This window comes from Streptomyces sp. NPDC032721, from assembly GCF_055579625.1.
This window is the reverse complement of the sequence record NZ_JBVIMX010000019.1, coordinates 35227-52119: the sequence shown is the minus strand read 5'-3', so window position 1 is coordinate 52119 and position 16893 is coordinate 35227. Positions and strand designations below refer to the sequence as shown.

The 16893-nt window shown below is 70.8% G+C and carries 10 protein-coding genes; 1 reads left to right on the top strand and 9 read right to left on the bottom strand.

The features are described 5' to 3' along the window. Position 1: 1 nt before the first annotated feature. From glgB to ACZ5PB_RS32740, 8 genes are all read right to left on the bottom strand, one after another. Entirely contained in the window at positions 2-2440 is a 2439-nt protein-coding gene (gene glgB / locus ACZ5PB_RS32775) for a 1,4-alpha-glucan branching enzyme (protein ID WP_468696386.1), read from the bottom strand. Continuing rightward, on the bottom strand, positions 2437-3888 hold the full coding sequence (locus tag ACZ5PB_RS32770; RefSeq protein ID WP_468696234.1) for a maltokinase N-terminal cap-like domain-containing protein: 1452 nt from the start codon (positions 3886-3888) through the stop codon (positions 2437-2439). The genes glgB and ACZ5PB_RS32770 overlap by 4 nt, the downstream gene beginning before the upstream one ends. 182 nt (positions 3889-4070) lie before the next feature. Further along, on the bottom strand, positions 4071-5801 hold the full coding sequence (gene treS / locus ACZ5PB_RS32765) for a maltose alpha-D-glucosyltransferase (protein ID WP_468696232.1): 1731 nt from the start codon (positions 5799-5801) through the stop codon (positions 4071-4073). Then, a complete protein-coding gene (locus ACZ5PB_RS32760; RefSeq protein ID WP_468696231.1) occupies positions 5798-7834 on the bottom strand; it encodes an alpha-1,4-glucan--maltose-1-phosphate maltosyltransferase in 2037 nt (678 codons plus the stop codon). Before ACZ5PB_RS32760 ends, treS begins: the two co-directional genes overlap by 4 nt. 270 nt (positions 7835-8104) lie before the next feature. Further along, entirely contained in the window at positions 8105-9337 is a 1233-nt protein-coding gene (locus ACZ5PB_RS32755; protein ID WP_468696229.1) for a S8 family peptidase, read from the bottom strand. A 208-nt stretch (positions 9338-9545) separates the two neighbouring features. After that, entirely contained in the window at positions 9546-10220 is a 675-nt protein-coding gene (locus ACZ5PB_RS32750) for a hypothetical protein (protein WP_468696228.1), read from the bottom strand. Then, positions 10217-11674: a hypothetical protein gene (locus ACZ5PB_RS32745; RefSeq protein WP_468696227.1), complete on the bottom strand. Its 1458-nt coding sequence runs from the start codon at positions 11672-11674 to the stop codon at positions 10217-10219. Before ACZ5PB_RS32745 ends, ACZ5PB_RS32750 begins: the two co-directional genes overlap by 4 nt. 38 nt (positions 11675-11712) lie before the next feature. Continuing rightward, positions 11713-12195, bottom strand: a complete 483-nt coding sequence (locus ACZ5PB_RS32740) for a hypothetical protein (protein WP_468696226.1) — start codon at positions 12193-12195, stop codon at positions 11713-11715. 245 nt (positions 12196-12440) lie between these two features. Between ACZ5PB_RS32740 and glgP the strand changes: the two genes are divergently transcribed. Next, positions 12441-15080 carry an alpha-glucan family phosphorylase gene (gene glgP / locus ACZ5PB_RS32735; RefSeq protein WP_468696225.1) on the top strand — a complete coding sequence of 880 codons (2640 nt, stop codon included), beginning with the start codon at positions 12441-12443 and terminating at the stop codon, positions 15078-15080. 26 nt (positions 15081-15106) lie between these two features. Here the strand turns inward: glgP and ACZ5PB_RS32730 are convergent, their stop codons facing one another. Next, positions 15107-16729, bottom strand: a complete 1623-nt coding sequence (locus ACZ5PB_RS32730) for a sensor histidine kinase (RefSeq protein WP_468696224.1) — start codon at positions 16727-16729, stop codon at positions 15107-15109. Positions 16730-16893 lie beyond the last annotated feature (164 nt).

Below are 16893 nucleotides of genomic sequence, written 5' to 3'. Positions count from 1 at the left end.
GTCAGGGGAGTTCGGGCCGTAGCCATATCGTCGCCAGGGGAGGAAGCGTCAGTGTGAGGCTGGCCGGGCGGCCGTGCCGGGGGACCGACTCCGGCTTCAGTGGCTCCGGATTGCCCAGGCCGCTGCCGCCGTAGCGGTCCGCGTCCGTGCTGAGGACCTCCCGCCACGCGGGTACGTCGTCCGGGACGCCGATCCGGTAGTCGTGCCGTACGACGGGGGAGAAGTGGGACACCGCGAGCAGCGGGCTGCCGGAGGCGTCGTACCGCAGGAAAGCGAACACGTTGTCCTCGGCGGCGTCGCCGTCCACCCAGGCGAAGCCCTCGGGGGAGGTGTCCCGCTCCCACAGGGCGGGGGTGGCCGCGTACGTGGTGTTGAGGTCGCGGACCAGGTCGCGCACGCCCCGGTGGTCGGCCTCCGCACCGTACGAGGGATCGAGCAGCCACCAGTCGGGCCCGTACGCCTCCGACCACTCCGCGCCCTGGGCGAACTCCTGCCCCATGAACAGGAGTTGCTTGCCCGGGTGGGCCCACATGAAGCCCAGGTAGGCGCGGTGGGTGGCGCGCTGCTGCCACCAGTCGCCGGGCATCTTGCCCACCAGGGAGCGCTTGCCGTGCACGACCTCGTCGTGCGAGATCGGCAGGACGTAGTTCTCGCTGTACGCGTAGACCATCGAGAAGGTCATCTCGTGGTGGTGGTACCTGCGGTGCACCGGCTCCTTCGACGCGTAGCCGAGGGAGTCGTGCATCCAGCCCATGTTCCACTTCAGGCCGAAGCCCAGGCCACCGAAGCCACCCGGGCCGACGTGGTGGGTGGCGCGCGTGACGCCGTCCCAGGCGGTGGACTCCTCGGCGATGGTGACCACGCCGGGGTTGCGGCGGTAGACGACCGCGTTCATCTCCTGGAGGAAGGCGACCGCGTCCAGGTTCTCCCGGCCGCCGTGCGCGTTGGGCACCCACTCGCCCTCCTCGCGCGAGTAGTCCAGGTAGAGCATCGAGGCGACCGCGTCGACCCGCAGACCGTCGATGTGGAACTCCTCGCACCAGTAAGTGGCGTTGGAGACGAGGAAGTTGCGGACCTCGTTGCGGCCGAAGTCGAATTCGAGGGTGCCCCAGTCGGGGTGCGCGGACTTCAGCGGGTCCTCGTGCTCGTACAGCGGGCGGCCGTCGAACTCGGCCAGCGCCCAGTCGTCGCGCGGGAAGTGCGCGGGCACCCAGTCGACCAGCACCCCGATCCCCGCCCGGTGCAGCGCGTCGACCAGGAAGCGGAAGTCGTCGGGGGTGCCGAGCCGGGCGGTCGGTGCGTAGAAGCCGGTGACCTGGTAGCCCCAGGAACCGCCGAAGGGGTGCTCGGCGACCGGCATCAGCTCGACGTGCGTGAAGCCCAGGTCGGCCACGTACGCCGGGAGCTGTTCGGCAAGCTGACGGTACGTCAGCCCCGGGCGCCAGGAGGGGAGATGGACCTCGTACGCGGAGAACGGGGCCTCGTGGACCGGCCGTTCGCCGCGCGTGGCCATCCACTCCGCGTCCTGCCACACGTGATGGGTGTCGGTCACGATCGACGCGTTCGCGGGCGGCACCTCCGTGCGCCGCGCCATCGGGTCGGCGCGCATGGTGTGCGAGCCGTCCGGGCGGGTGATCTGGAACTTGTACAGCGCCCCCTCCCCGAGGTCCGGCAGGAACAGTTCCCACACCCCGCTGCCGCCCAGCGAACGCATCGGATGCCCGGTGCCGTCCCAGTAGTTGAAGTCGCCGACGACCCTGACCCCCTGCGCGTGGGGCGCCCAGACGGTGAAGCGGGTGCCGGTGACGTCCTGGTGGGTGAGCGGCTGCGCGCCGAGCGCCCGCCACAGCTCCTCGTGCCGCCCCTCGCCGATCAGGTGCAGGTCGAGCCCGCCGAGCGAGGGCAGGAAGCGGTACGGGTCGTGGACCTCGACCTCGTTGTCGTCGTACGTCACCAGGAGCCGGTACGCGGGTACGTCGGTGAGCGGCAGCAGCCCCGAGAAGAACCCGTCGCCGTCGTCGAGGAGCTGGGCCCGCAGCCCCTGGGCGAGGACCGTCACCGCCTTCGCGTACGGGCGCAGCACCCGGAAGCGGACGCCGTCGGGGGAGGGGTGGGCGCCGAGCACCCCGTGCGGATCGTGATGGGCGCCCGCGAGCAGCCGGTCCCTGTCGCGGTCGTCGAGCGGCGGCGCGGGCAGCACGCCGGGGGCGGGCGGCGGTGCGGGAGCGGGCGGGGGCGAGGGGGTCTGTTTCCGCGCCTTCTTCGGCCGGGGCGCGGGGGTCTTGGGAGCCGTGGCCCCGGTCGAGGCGCGGCGCGGCGGCCTGGGCGGCTCTCCGCCGGGGGCGGGGGTGGGACGGGGGGTCACGGATGCGTCCTCTCGGTGGTGGGGAGGGCTTCGGTGGTGGGAGGGCTTCGGTGGTGGGGCGGCTCGCGCGGTCAGGGATTCGTGGGGGCGGCCAGCCGTCGGACGGCCGCCATCGGGACGGTCAGCCACTGGGGCCGGTGCCGCGCCTCGTAGAGCACCTCGTACACCGCCTTGTCGGTCTCGTACGCGCGCAGCAGCACCGGCGTCTCGCGCGGGTCGGTGCCGGAGCCGGACGCGTAGCCCTCGCAGTACGCGTCGCGGCAGGCCGCCGCCCACTCGGGGCGCCAGGGCTGGTTCATCCGGGCCGCGTAGTCGAAGGAGCGGAGCATGCCGGCCACGTCGCGGACGACGGGCTGCGGGCGGCGGCGTTCGGTGAGCGGCTTCGACGGCTCGCCCTCGAAGTCGATCACCGACCAAGTGCCGTCGGGGCCGCGCAGGGTCTGCCCCAGGTGCAGATCGCCGTGGACGCGCTGGGCGGTGACGAAGGGGCCCGCCGCACCGGATTCGCGTACCGCGTCGAAGGACTGCCGAAGCCCGGCCGCGTACGGCAGCAGCGCGGGCACCGCCCGGACGACGGCCGCGAGCCGTTCGGTCATCTGGTCGGCGAGCAGCTCGGCCTGCGGACGGCCCAGGGTGAGGGTGGGCAGGGCGGCGGCGAGCGCGGTGTGCACCTCGGCGGTGGCCAGGCCCAGGGCGTGCGCCTCCGAGGTGAAGTCCCGCCCGGTCGTCAGGGCCTTCAGGGCGAGCTGCCAGCCGTCCTCGGCCCCGTACAGGAAGGGCTGGAGCAGCCCGAGGGTGAACGGCTCGAAGGGGTCGTCCGGGTTGGCGCCCTGGAACCAGGCGGTCGGTGCGGGGACCCGCGCGCAGTCCTCGCGGGCCAGCGCGAGGGGGAGTTCGAGGTCGGGATTGGCGCCCGGGTGGATACGGCGGAAGATCTTGAGGATGTACGAATCCCCGTACACGAGCGAGGAGTTGGACTGCTCGGCGTCCAGGGCGCGCGGGGTGAGGCCGGGGGGTATGCGGGCCTCGGGGTCCCGGTCGAAGAGGAGCGAGCCGAGCGGGCCCGGCATCCGCAGCCGCTCCAGGAGGAGTCCGGCGATACGGGGGTCGCCCAGGCCCTCGTACACCGTGTGCCCGGTGAGCGGGCCGCGCGAGACGTGGCCGATCAGGGTGGGCGCGAGGGCCGGGGGGAGGGTGCGGCGCACGCCGAGGAGGAGTTGGTAGCGGTCGGGGGCCGGGGGAGTGGCGGGCGAGTCCCACTCGCCGGGTATCTCCGGGTGCTGGGGAATCACGTCGACCAGTAAGTGCAGCAGCCCCGGTGATCCGGTCAGCGGCAGCAACTCCGTCGCCGACACCAGCGAGATCCCGGCTATCGGGCGGCCCTTGCCCGCGAACCAGCGCTGCCGGGGCAGCCATTCGCGCAGCAGCGGATGCAGTGAGGCCAGCAGGGCGGCAGAGGCGCGTGGGGCGGGAGGAGAAGTGAGTGGCGAGCTGAGCGGCGAGGCGGAGGAGGCCTCGGACATGGCATCGCGTCCTTTCCCCGGGCACACCTCTGGATGCGGTGCGGGGTGTCCCGGATCACGGCAAATCCGTCCGGTTGTACGGGACTTGTACGGGGCCTTTCTCGGGTGCCCCCGGCCGGGCGGCGGAAACCGCCACCGCCCGGCCGGGACCACCCCGTACGGAATCCGCGGACCAGCGGCAGTCAGTGGGGCGGCCTCGGCAGCCGCTCCAGCGCCACCGTCGGCTTGCGGAGGCGGAACCAGTAGAAGCCGTGCCCGGCCAGGGTGAGCAGGTACGGCAGCTCGCCGATGGCCGGGAAGCGGACGCCGCCGATCAGCTCGACCGGGTGGCGCCCGTTGAACACCTGGAGGTCGAGCTCGGTGGGCTGGGCGAAGCGCGAGAAGTTGTGCACGCACAGCACCAGGTCGTCCTTGTACTCGCGCAGGAACGCCAGCACCGCCGGGTTGGACGACGGCAGCTCGGTGTACGACCCCAGCCCGAAGGCGGGGTTCTGCTTGCGGATCTCGATCATGCGCCGGGTCCAGTGGAGGAGCGACGACGGCGAGGTCATGGAGGCCTCGACGTTGGTCACCTGGTAGCCGTAGACCGGGTCCATGATCGTCGGCAGCGAGAGCCGGCCCGGGTCGCAGGAGGAGAATCCCGCGTTCCGGTCGGGCGTCCACTGCATGGGCGTACGGACCGCGTCGCGGTCGCCGAGCCAGATGTTGTCGCCCATGCCGATCTCGTCGCCGTAATAGAGGATCGGCGAGCCGGGCAGGGACAGCAGCAGTGCGGTGAACAGTTCGATCTGGTTGCGGTCGTTGTCGAGCAGCGGGGCGAGCCGGCGGCGGATGCCGATGTTGGCGCGCATCCGCGGGTCCTTGGCGTACTCCGCGTACATGTAGTCGCGCTCTTCGTCGGTGACCATTTCGAGGGTGAGCTCGTCGTGGTTGCGCAGGAAGATGCCCCACTGGGCGCTGGAGGGGATCGCCGGGGTCTTGGCGAGGATCTCCGAGACCGGGTAGCGCGACTCACGGCGTACGGCCATGAAGATGCGCGGCATCACGGGGAAGTGGAACGCCATGTGGCACTCGTCGCCGCCCTTCGCGAAGTCGCCGAAGTAGTCGACGACGTCCTCCGGCCACTGGTTCGCCTCCGCGAGCAGCACCGTGTCCGGGTAGGAGGCGTCGATCTCCTCCCGTACCCGCTTCAGGAAGTCGTGGGTGCGCGGGAGGTTCTCGCAGTTGGTGCCCTCCTCCTGGTAGAGGTACGGGACCGCGTCCAGCCGGAAGCCGTCGATGCCCAGGTCCAGCCAGAAGCGCAGCGCGGAGATGATCTCCTCCTGCACCTGCGGGTTCTCGTAGTTGAGGTCCGGCTGGTGGGAGAAGAAGCGGTGCCAGTAGTACTGCTTGCGCACCGGGTCGAAGGTCCAGTTGGAGGACTCCGTGTCGACGAAGATGATCCGGGCGTCCTGGAACTGCTTGTCGTCGTCCGCCCAGACGTAGTAGTCCCCGTACGGCCCCTCCGGGTCGCTCCGCGACTGCTGGAACCACTCGTGCTGGTCGCTCGTGTGGTTCATGACGAAGTCGATGATCACGCGCATGCCGCGCTGGTGGGTGGCGTCGACGAACTCCACGAAGTCCGCGAGGTCCCCGAACTCGGGCAGCACGGCGGTGTAGTTGGAGACGTCGTAACCGCCGTCGCGCAGCGGCGACATGAAGAACGGCGGCAGCCAGAGGCAGTCGACGCCCAGCCACTGGAGGTAGTCCAGCTTGGCGGTGATGCCCTTGAGGTCACCGACTCCGTCGCCGTTGCTGTCCTGGAAGGACCGGACGAGGACTTCGTAGAACACGGCGCGCTTGAACCACTCGGGGTCGCGGTCCTTCGCCGGGGTGTCCTCGAAGGTGTCGTGAACGGGCTCGTTGACGATCATGATGTGGGTGACCCTCCGGTCAGCGGGGACGGTCGCAGGGTGACGAGGTGCGCGGGCGCTTTGCCCGGCTCCAGGCGCACGTACGTGGCCCTGCCCCAGTGGTAGGTCTCGCCGGTGAGCTCGTCGCGCACCGGGACGGTCTCGTGCCATTCGTGGCCGAGCGCCGGCATGTCCAACGAGACCGTGGCCTCCTGGGTGTGGTGAGGGTCGAGGTTCACGACCACCAGAACGGTGTTCGAGGCGCCTTCGCCCCCCTTCGAGGAGCCTTCGCCCCCTGAGGGCCCGCCGCTGCGCTTCGAGTACGCGAGGACCGAGTCGTTGTCCGTGTGGTGGAAGTGGATGTCGCGGAGCTGCTGGAGGGCGGGGTTCTCGCGGCGCAGCCGGTTGAGGGTGGTGATCAGAGGGCTGATCGTGCGGCCCTCGCGTTCGGCCGACTCCCAGTCCCGGGGCCTGAGTTGGTACTTCTCCGAGTGGAGGTACTCCTCGCTGCCCGCGCGCAGCGGGGTGTTCTCGCAGAGTTCGTAGCCCGCGTACACGCCCCAGGACGGGGACATGGTCGCGGCGAGCACGGCCCGTACCTCGAAGGCGGGGCGGCCGCCGTTCTGGAGGTAGGCGTGCAGGATGTCGGGGGTGTTGACGAAGAAGTTGGGCCGCATGAACGGGGCGCTCTCGCGGGCCAGTTCGGTGAGGTACTCGGTGAGTTCGGCCTTGGTGTTGCGCCAGGTGAAGTAGGTGTACGACTGCTGGAAGCCGATGGCGCCCAGGGTGTGCATCATGGCGGGCCTGGTGAACGCCTCGGCCAGGAATATCACGTCGGGGTCGGTGCGGCCGATGTCGGCGAGCACCGTCTCCCAGAAGACGACGGGCTTGGTGTGCGGGTTGTCGACGCGGAAGATCCGCACGCCGTGCCCCATCCACAGCCGCAGGATCCGCAGGGTCTCCGCGACCAGCCCCGGCATGTCGCGGTCGAAGGCGATCGGATAGATGTCCTGGTACTTCTTCGGCGGGTTCTCGGCGTACGCGACGGTGCCGTCGGCGCGGTGGTGGAACCACTCGGGGTGCTCGGTCACCCAGGGGTGGTCGGGGGAGCACTGGAGGGCGAAGTCGAGGGCCACCTCCATGCCCAGGTCGCGGGCGGTGGCGATGAAGTCGTCGAAGTCGTCGAAGGTGCCGAGGTCGGGGTGGATCGCGTCGTGGCCGCCGTCGGGGGAGCCGATCGCCCAGGGCACGCCGACGTCGGAACCGGACGCGGAGAGCGTGTTGTTGGGGCCTTTGCGGTACGTGGTGCCGATGGGGTGGACGGGGGGCAGATAGACCACGTCGAAGCCCATGGCGGCGACCGCGGGGAGCCTTTTGGCGGCCGTACGGAAGGTGCCGGAAGTGGCCGGAATTCCACCTTCGGGTGCTCTTGCGCCTTCGGAGCGCGGAAACAGCTCGTACCAGGAACCGAAGAGCGCGCGCGTCCGTTCGACCAGCAACGGCAGTGGATCGGAGGTGGAGAGGGGCTCGCGCAGGGGGTGGCGGGCGAGCGCCGCGTCGACCTCGGGGGTCAGGGCGGCGGCGAGCCGGGCGGGCGCGGGGAGGCGGGTGTCGCGCAGGGCGTCCGCCGCGGTGAGCACGGCCTCGCGGCCGTCCTTCTTCGGGACGCCGAGGGCGGCCCGCTCGTACAGCTCGGCGCCCTCGGCCAGGACCAGTTCGGTGTCCTGACCGGCCGGGATCTTGATTGTGGCGTGGTGCCGCCAGGTCGAGACGGGGTCGCCCCAGGCCTCGACGACGTACGACCACAGGCCCTCGCGGCCCGGGGTCACCTCGGCTCCCCACCGGTCGGTGCCGGGGGCGAGTTCGCGCATCGGGGTCCAGGGGCCGGGGCGGCCGTCCGGATCGAGCAGGACCACATTGGCGGCCACGGCATCGTGGCCCTCGCGGAAGACGGTGGCGGATACCTGGAACGTTTCTCCCGCCACCGCCTTGGCCGGCCTTCTGCCGCGGTCCACGGCGGGAAGGACGTCCAGGACGGGGATACGACCGATCATGCGCTCACCTGTCCGCGTTCGCTCGGGGGCTAGGAGGGGGGTGGGGCGAGTGCTCGACTCAGGTGCCGGTTGTGCGGGTGCTCACTGGTGCCGGTTTTCCGGGTGCTCACTCATAGGAGTACCGGGGGAGGCTTCCCCTACACATCGGGGGATCAATCCGGTGCTTTGTTAACTACCGTCGCGTAACGGCGCGGGCAAGGCGTGAACGGGAGAAATGCAGAGGTGGCCCCGCCGGGCACGACGGGGCCACCGAGCACAACTCCCCAAACTTTACGGATTGTTGACCTGAAGCAGCAGGTTCGGCGACCCGATCCCGGCTCCCTTCACCTTCCCCGCGACCGCCCGGCCGGTGAGCGCCTTGCCCACCTCGTCGGGCGAGGCCCACGCGTGGTCGGCCAGATAGAGCGCCGCCGCACCGGCCGCGTGCGGGGCCGCCATCGAGGTGCCGGAGAAGGTGCCCTTCGCCGTGTCACCCGTGTTCATCGCCGACGTGATGTCGACGCCGGGTGCGAACAGGTCGACCCTGAGCCCCCAGTTGGAGAAGCTCGCCCGGTTGTCCTTGATGTCGGTGGCGCCGACGGTGACGGCCTCCTTGACCCGGGCGGGCGAGTAGAGGCTCGCGGGCAGCCCGTCGTTCCCGGCCGCGACCACGAAGGTCACCCCGGCCCTGATCGCGCCGCGCACCGCCGCGTCCAGCTGGACGTTGGCCACCCCGCCCAGGCTCATGTTGGCCACGGCGGGCTTCCTCGCGTTCTTCGCCACCCAGTCGATACCGGCGATGACCTGCGCGGTCGTCCCCGACCCCTCGGCGTCGAGCACGCGCACCCCGACGACCTCGGCCTTCTTCGCCACTCCGTACGTCTCACCGACGGCGGTCCCGGCCACATGCGTCCCGTGCCCGTTCTCGTCCTGCGCCACCGCGTCGTTCTGCACGAAGTCCCAGCCGCTCTTCGCCCGCCCACCGAAGTCCCGATGGGAGGTGCGGATGCCGCTGTCGATGACATGCACCTGGACACCCGCACCGGCACTCTCCGGCCAGGTGTACGACTTGTCGAGCGGCAGGCTCTCCTGGTCGATCCGGTCGATTCCCCAGGACGGCGGGTTCTTCTGCTGGTGCCCCGCCTTCACCACGGTGTCCTGGGTGACGGAAGCGACCCGTGGATCCGCCGCGAGCCGCCTCGCCTGCGCGGCACTCACCCGCACCGCGTACCCGTTGAGCGCACTGCTGTACGTGTGGCGGATTTTCGCCCCGTACTTGGCGGCGAGGCGCTTTCCCTCCGCCGAAGGCGCCTTGACTCCCCCCGATCCCGTCCTGAGCGTGACGATGTAACTGCTCCCCACGGACCCGGCCGAACCGGCCCCCAGTATTCGCCCTTCCGCGACCGGCGCCCCGGCGGCCGGAGCGGCCTGGGCGGGCAGCGTGACGGCCGAAAGGACCGCCGCCGTACTCACGGCGGTCAGAGCCCCGGCCACCCGAAGGCGACGGCGACGCGACTGTGTCATGTCCTGGCTTCCCCCTCCTCAACGAGGCGCGCAGCACGCGGAGTTGACCGCTGAAGCCCCTGATCCGCACCGCACGCAGTTGTCAGCCTCTCGTGCGGTGTGAACCACAACAAGACCGCACGAGGGGGCGGAATCGGCCATATCGCTCGTGGGGGGAATGTGCGGCATGAGCGGGCGAGGTGGGCACGGGCGGCAGGAGGCGGGCAGCCTATTTCGCGCCGTCCTTCCCCGGAACGGGCGGCGGAGTGGCTGTCGGCTCCATGGTCGATTTGAAGTACACCCGCGTGCTGCCCGGTGCGAATTCGTGCACGAAGACGTTGACGCAGCGCCGGAGGTGCTTGCCCTCGGGCGTCAGGAGACCGTCGGGGCACAGACTGGCCGTTCGCATCCCCGCGACCAGGGTCTCCGGCTCGGGCAGCCCTAGGTGGGCGAACCCGTCCGCAGGGCGGTAGTCCTTCGGCTGGGGCCGGTCGTTCGGGAACGTGCCGGGGTCGCCCTCGACCAGCCGGGAGACATAGGCGGTCGCCTCGCCGCTGGGCAGTGTGAAGGCCAGCAGCCCGGAATCCAGCCGCTGCCCCACCTTGTACCCGGCCCGCCGGTCCCTCGCCCCCGCCGGGATCCTGACCCCCATCTCCGCGCCCATCCATGCGGGCGTCGCACCCTCGGGCCAGCAGCACTCCTGTTCCTGCTCGTCGACCTCGGACAGGGCCCAGTTGCCCACGAGCGCGACCGCACCGATCACCACGGCGGCGACCAGCGCGAGGACCCCCAGTCCTACGAGGACGTAGCGGTACGGGGACCACGGCCGCTTGCGCGGCACCTGCGGAGGGAGCCCGCGCGCCGGGCCGATCGTCGGTGAGCCATTCATCGGCGTGCCACTCATCGGCCTTCCTGCTGTTCACGGTCCGGGTCGGTACGGCCACCCTCACGCCCCGGTTCCTCCGGTGCGGGCGGGGAGCCGGTGTTCGGAGTGGCTCCACCGAGGTCGTGGTGCTTGACCGAGCTGCTGCCGGCCATGTCGTACTCCTGGGCGATTCCGGCGCTGTGGAGGCGTGCCATCCGTCCGTCCGGAACTTCCATGGGGCCGATCGTCACGCCCTTGCCCTCGTCCCAGTTGTAGCGGTCCCACGCGTTGGCCTGATAGTCGAGACCAACCTGAGGCCGACCGTTCGCATCGGGAACGACGGTGACCACTCCGGTGACGTTCGACCGGGTCGAGCCCACCGCGTAGAACCAGTTCTTCTGTGTCTCGGGCGAGAACGAGTAGTCCTTGTTCGAGGTCTGCACGGGAATGGCGACCGGCTGGCCGCCATTCCTCCGGAACTCCTCCAGCGCCTGTTCGCGCCACTTGGTCTGGTTCTCCGCGATGTGGTTCTGGTTGATGTGCTTCTCGAACCCGGAGTCGTCGAGCATCATCTTGTCGACGGGCAGGTCCATGTCCGTCCCGCTGTTGCCCAGGTAGTGCGCCATGTTGCGCGAAGCGTCGTTCATGCCCATCCAGTCGGCGCCCTCTGCGATCAGGTTCATCTTCTCGCGGGTCCGGCGGTCCTCCGCGGTGGGCTCCCTGATGCCGTAGGGCCCCGCCCCCTTGTCCGCGGCCACCTGCTTGACGGTGGGGGAGAGCAGTCCGGCCGCGAGCAGCCCGTCCTTCTGCTCGCTCCACAGCCGGGAGCGGGCCGTCGGGCTCAACGAGTCCCAGAGTCTGTGCAGTTCGGCGCGCTGGGCCTTGTTCGCGTCGTCCCCGAGCGACGCCAACCTGGTGGCCCGCGGGAGCTGCTCCTGGTCGAGGGAGGAGAAGCTGCCGTGGCCCGGATTGTGCGGGTCGTTGCCGTGGCTCCTGGACAGCGACCGGGCCAGGGACGCGTCGACCTCCGCCGCGTGCGCGACCAGTCCCGTCAGGGTGTCGGCGTACCACTGGATCAAGTCCTTGGTGCGCTGCGACGTGCCGTTGACGTCGCACACCGCTTCCATCACCTTCACCGTGCCACCGGGGCCGTCCATGACCAGCAGCGCGGGGGTCGGGGAGGCGCCGCGCGCGCTGCCAGCCCGGGCCTCCGCCGACAACTGCTGTGCCCGCTTCTGCAACTGGGTGAGTTCGCCGTAGGCGTCCTCCAGGACGTTTCCGATGCTCGTGGCCTCCAGGTGCAGGTCCGCGAACTCCTTTGCGGTCTTGCGTACGAACTCCCGGGTGACCGTGGCATTCAGGCCTGCCCACTTCGCGCCGTCGGAGAGCTTGACCATCCCGTCACGGGACTGGGTGACGAGCTTCTTCAGTCCGTCGGCAGTGGTCGCCCACTGTCCCTGAGCGGCCTTGAGCTTGCCGAGGTCGACCTCCATGAGGTCCGTATAAGTGAAGGTTCCCACCCTGCTCGCCCCTACTTCGCGTACTTGTCGAGCTCGGACACCGGCACCGGTAGCCCGTTGCGCTGCTTCAGCGAGGCGGCGATGAACCTTTCGTCCTCGGCGTGCCGGTTCACGGAGTAGTCCAAGTGGTTCGATATGTGCGCGCACATCTGCATAACCGTTTTCACCTGGGAGGTCCACATCTCCAGCGTGGTGTAGAGCTCCGACCCGGAGACGAGGTTTCGGCTGCGCAGCTCCGCCGCTGCCTGTGCGGTCGTTCCCGCTCCGCTCCGGTCTGCTCCGCCTCCTGCGACATCGGCTGTATTCCGCAGCATGCTGTGCAGACGGAACGCCTCGTTGCCCACCCTCCCCAGATCGTCCTGGTGGACCACGAGTTCGGGAGCCACCCCGCCGCTCGCGCCGCCTGGCCCCGATACGGCGGTGAGCTGTGTCTCTCCGGTCCGGCGGGCCTGTGACTCAGCCTTCAGCTCTGCCCATTCCTCGCGGAACGTCACGGTTCTCCCCTCGTCCTCACACACCCATGGCGGTGCGAAGTGCGCACGCTAGCAAGGGGGGTGGCGTTTGCAGAAGTGAGTTCGCGGTGCGTGAGTGTCGAGCGGCTCGCTCCCTTCGTGCACTCCCGCCCGCCCGATGTGCGCCGTGGAGCGGAGGTGGGGGTCGGGGCTACCGTCGAGGGGTGGAGGCGCTTCGCGGCGTGTCCGCTCCGCCCGGCAACTGCTGTCCCTGTGAAGGTGGTTACGTGAAGGCGATCCGTCGGTTCACCGTGCGTCCCGTACTTCCCGATCCGCTCCGGCCGCTCAGTGAGCTCGCCCGGAATCTGCGGTGGTCCTGGCACACCGAGACCCGTGAGCTGTTCCAGGCCGTCGATCCGGAGGGGTGGCAGGCTTCCGGGGAGGATCCGGTGCGGCTGCTGGGGAGTGTTTCCGCCGAGCGGCTGGCGGCGTTGGCCGGGGACCGGAGGTTCCTGCGGCGGCTGGGGGCCGTCGCGGACGACCTCGCCGACTATGTGGGAGGGCAGCGCTGGTACCAGGCTCAGGGGGAGCGCGAGGGCGGTGAACTGCCGCGTGCCGTCGCCTACTTCTCGCCCGAGTTCGGGGTGACCGCCGCGCTGCCGCAGTACTCGGGCGGGCTCGGCATCCTGGCCGGGGATCATCTGAAGGCGGCCAGTGACCTCGGGGTGCCGCTCATCGGGGTCGGGCTGCTCTACCGGCACGGGTACTTCCGGCAGTCGCTGTCGCGGGACGGGTGGCAGCAGGAGCACTATCCGGTGCTCGACCCGAACGAGCTCCCGGTGAGCCTGCTGCGCGAGGCCGACGGGACGCCCTGCCGGGTGTCGCTCACCCTGCCCGGCGGGCGGGCCCTGCGCGCGCACATCTGGAAGGCGTCCGTGGGCCGCGTACCGCTGCTGATGCTCGACTCCGACGTCGAGGAGAACGGGGCCGGGGAGCGGGACGTCACCGACCGGCTGTACGGGGGCGGCAGCGAGCACCGGCTGTTGCAGGAGATGCTGCTGGGGATCGGCGGGGTGCGTGCCGTACGGGCGTACTGCCGGCTGACCGGGCACCCCGAGCCCGAGGTCTTCCATACGAACGAGGGGCACGCGGGGTTCCTCGGGTTGGAGCGGATCCGTGAACTGGGGGTGCAGGGGCTGGAGTTCGAGGCTGCACTTGAGTCCGTTCGGGCCGGGACCGTTTTTACGACGCACACTCCCGTGCCTGCGGGGATCGACCGTTTCGACCGTGAGCTGGTCGCTCATCATTTCGGGTACGACGGTGAGCTGGCCGGAGTGGATGTCGAGCGGGTGCTTCAGTTGGGGATGGAGAGCTATCCCGGTGGTGAGTGCAACCTCTTCAACATGGCCGTGATGGGGCTCCGGCTCGCCCAGCGCGCCAATGGCGTCTCCACGCTGCACGGTTCCGTCAGCCGGGGGATGTTCGCCGGGCTGTGGCCCGGCTTCGATTCCGAGGAGGTGCCGATCACCTCCGTCACCAACGGAGTGCACGCGCCCACCTGGGTCGCCCCGGAGGTCGTACGGCTCGGGGTCAGGCAGATCGGCGCCGGACGCACCGAGGACGCGCTGACCGTGGGCGGGTCGCCGCGCTGGGACGCCGTCGCCGAGATCTCCGACAGCGAGGTGTGGGACCTGCGGCGGGTGCTCCGCGAGAACCTGGTGCAGGAGGTGCGGCGGCGGCTGCGGGCCTCCTGGCTCCAGCGCGGTGCTGCCGAGGCCGAACTCGGGTGGATCGACGGGGTGTTCGACCCGGATGTGCTCACCATCGGGTTCGCCCGGCGCGTTCCCTCGTACAAGCGGCTCACCCTCATGCTCCGTGACCGCGACCGGCTGATGGAGCTGCTGCTGCATCCCGACCGGCCCATCCAGATCGTCGTCGCGGGCAAGGCCCACCCCGCCGACGACGGCGGCAAGCGGCTCGTGCAGGAGCTGGTGCGGTTCGCCGACGATCCGCGCGTCCGCCACCGCATCGTCTTCCTGCCCGACTACGGGATGCGGATGGCGCAGAAGCTCTACCCGGGCTGCGACGTCTGGCTGAACAACCCCCTCCGGCCGCTGGAGGCGTGCGGGACCAGCGGAATGAAGGCCGCGCTCAACGGCTGCCTCAACCTCTCCGTGCTCGACGGCTGGTGGGACGAGTGGTTCGAGCCGGACTTCGGCTGGGCCATCCCGACCGCCGACGGCGCCGCCACCGAGGAGGACCGCCGCGACGACCTGGAGGCCGCCGCCCTCTACGAGCTCATCGAACAGCGCGTGGTGCCCCGCTTCTACGAGAAGGGGCGCGGCCAGCTCCCCGACCGGTGGATCGAGATGGTCCGCCGGACCCTGGTGACCCTGGGGCCGAAGGTGCTCGCCGGGCGGATGGTGCGTGAGTATGTGGAGCGGCTGTACGCACCGGCCGCCCGCGCCCACCGGGCGCTGACCCCGCGCGCCGCCCGCGAGCTGGCGGGCTGGAAGGGCCGGGTCAGGGACGCCTGGCCGAAGGTCGCCGTCGACCACGTCGAGGCCGTCGCCGCCACCGCCGTCAACGGCACCGCGGAACTCGGCTCGACCCTGTCGCTGCGCATCCGCGTGTGCCTGGGCGAACTGGGCCCCGACGACGTGGAGGTGCAGGCGGTGGCCGGGCGGGTCGACTCCGAGGACCGGATCGGCGGCGCCCAGTGCTTCCCGCTCAAGCCCGCCGCCGGGCCCGACACGGAGGGCCGCTGGACGTACGAGGGCCCGCTCGCCCTCGACCGCACGGGCCCGTACGGCTACACCGTCCGCGTGCTGCCCGCGCACCGGCTGCTGGCGAGCAGCGCGGACCTGGGCCTGGTGGCACTGCCGACCGAGGCGACAGGGGAGGGGGCAGGAGTTCTGATGCGCTAGCGGGGCCGCGTCTGGCGGGGCCGTGTCTAGCGGGGCCGCGTACGGAACTCTTCGTTCGGCACGTCGTCGACGAGGTCCTTCGAGGCCAGGGCTCCGGAGGTGAAGCAGAGGCGGTAGACGGGGGTCAGTTCGAAGCGGTCCGTACGGAAGTAGGTGCAGGTGTCGGTCCCGGCGGGTTCGGGGCCGACGCCCGGGGGCGGGCCGTCCAGGGGGTGGTCGGGGACGCGTTCCTTCACTGCCGTGCGCTGCTCGCCCAGGTGGAGGCGGTCGAACTGGTCACGGGTGAGGACCGAGCGCGAAGCACCGTACTCCTGGTAGGCCAGCATGAGGGCGCCGAGGGCCGCGACCACCGCCACCGGGGCGACGATCGCCTGCACGAGGCCGCGCCTGACCTGGAGCCGGGCGCGGCTCAACTCCCGTGTCGCGACGGGGGCTTGCGGAGTCAGCGGTACGGGCGTTCCGGCGATCGGCAGGTGTGCGGTCACCGCGAAGCCGCCGTCGCCGGTGGGGCCGTGGGAGAGGGTGCCGCCCGCGAGGCGGACGCGTTCGTCCAGGCCCACCAGACCGGTGCCGCCGGAGGCGAGGCCCGAGGGGAGGCCCGTGGCGAGGCCGGACGCGAGGCCCGAGGTCAGGGCGGTGGGCGGGGCGGGGTTGGTGACGCCGAGTATCACGGCCTGCACGTCCGGGTTCCGTACGACCCATATCCGTACGGGAGCGCCGGGGGCGTGCTTGGTGGCGTTCGTCAGGGCCTCCTGGGCGATGCGGTGGACGGCCCGGTCGACCATGTCGGGGAGGTCCAGGTCCGGGCCCTCCACGGAGAGCTCGACGGTGAGTCCCGACGCGGTGGCGCGCTTGACCAGTTCCGCGAGCGACTCGTCGGCGGGGGTCGTCGGCGCCCCCTCGCCGTCGGCGCGCAGGACGCCCACGATGTCGCGGAGACGGGCGGTGGCGTCGGCGGCGGCGAGGCGCAGCTCGCCCGCGGCACGCTGTTCGGCGGGCGCCAGGTTGCGGCTGACCTCCAGGGCGGCGGCCCGTACCGCGATCAGGGAGAGGTCGTGGCCGAGCGAGTCGTGCATGTCGCCCGCGATCCGGGAGCGTTCGCGCAGCCGTTCGCGGTCGGCCACGGCGCGCTGCTCACGCTCCATGCGGTTCGCCAACTCCCAGCCGTCGGCGACGAGTTGCGCGTAGCGGCGAACGTACCTGCCGATCAGCCAGGGCACGACGGCCTGGAGCAGGAGCGAGGTCAGCTGGGCGAACCAGACCCACAGCTTGTCGTCGTACGTGAGGCTCAGTCCGAGGCCCGCCACGGCGTACCCGGCGAAGACCAGCACGGCGGGGCGCACCCGGGCGTCGCGGCGGCCCGCGAGGAAGGCGAACACGCACATCGCGACGGTGTACGACTGCGTGAACAGCTCCGGGCTGCGCAGGGCGCTGCACCCCACCGCGACCGTGAGGGAGGCGAGCGGTGCGACGCGGCAGAGCAGGACGCCCAGACCGAGGGAGAGCACCCCCGCGGCCAGCAGGGGCCAGGACCCGCCGTCGTCCGGGTCCTCCTTCATCGTGACGAAGAAGCTCAGGAACACCCAGAGGGCGAGGTCCAGGAGCAGGGCGCGGCGGGTGTCCCGGCGCAGGGCGGATATGGCGTGCATGAGGAGAACGTATGCGGCGGGCGCACACGGGACCATGAACGAAAGTGGTGGGGGGGGGGGGGGGGGGGGGGGGGGGGAAACCACAAAGGGTGGGGGGGGGAAGGGGGGGGGGGGGGGGGAAACAAAAAAGTCGAGGGGGGGGGTCTCCCCCCTTTGGGGTACCG

Coding starts and splice junctions, on each gene's coding strand:
- ACZ5PB_RS32770 (WP_468696234.1), bottom strand. CDS start 3,888: ATGTCCGAGGCCTCCTCCGCCTCGCCGCTCAGCTCGCCACTCACTTCT.
- treS (WP_468696232.1), bottom strand. CDS start 5,801: ATGATCGTCAACGAGCCCGTTCACGACACCTTCGAGGACACCCCGGCG.
- ACZ5PB_RS32760 (WP_468696231.1), bottom strand. CDS start 7,834: ATGATCGGTCGTATCCCCGTCCTGGACGTCCTTCCCGCCGTGGACCGC.
- ACZ5PB_RS32755 (WP_468696229.1), bottom strand. CDS start 9,337: ATGACACAGTCGCGTCGCCGTCGCCTTCGGGTGGCCGGGGCTCTGACC.
- ACZ5PB_RS32750 (WP_468696228.1), bottom strand. CDS start 10,220: ATGAGTGGCACGCCGATGAATGGCTCACCGACGATCGGCCCGGCGCGC.
- ACZ5PB_RS32745 (WP_468696227.1), bottom strand. CDS start 11,674: ATGGAGGTCGACCTCGGCAAGCTCAAGGCCGCTCAGGGACAGTGGGCG.
- ACZ5PB_RS32730 (WP_468696224.1), bottom strand. CDS start 16,729: ATGCACGCCATATCCGCCCTGCGCCGGGACACCCGCCGCGCCCTGCTC.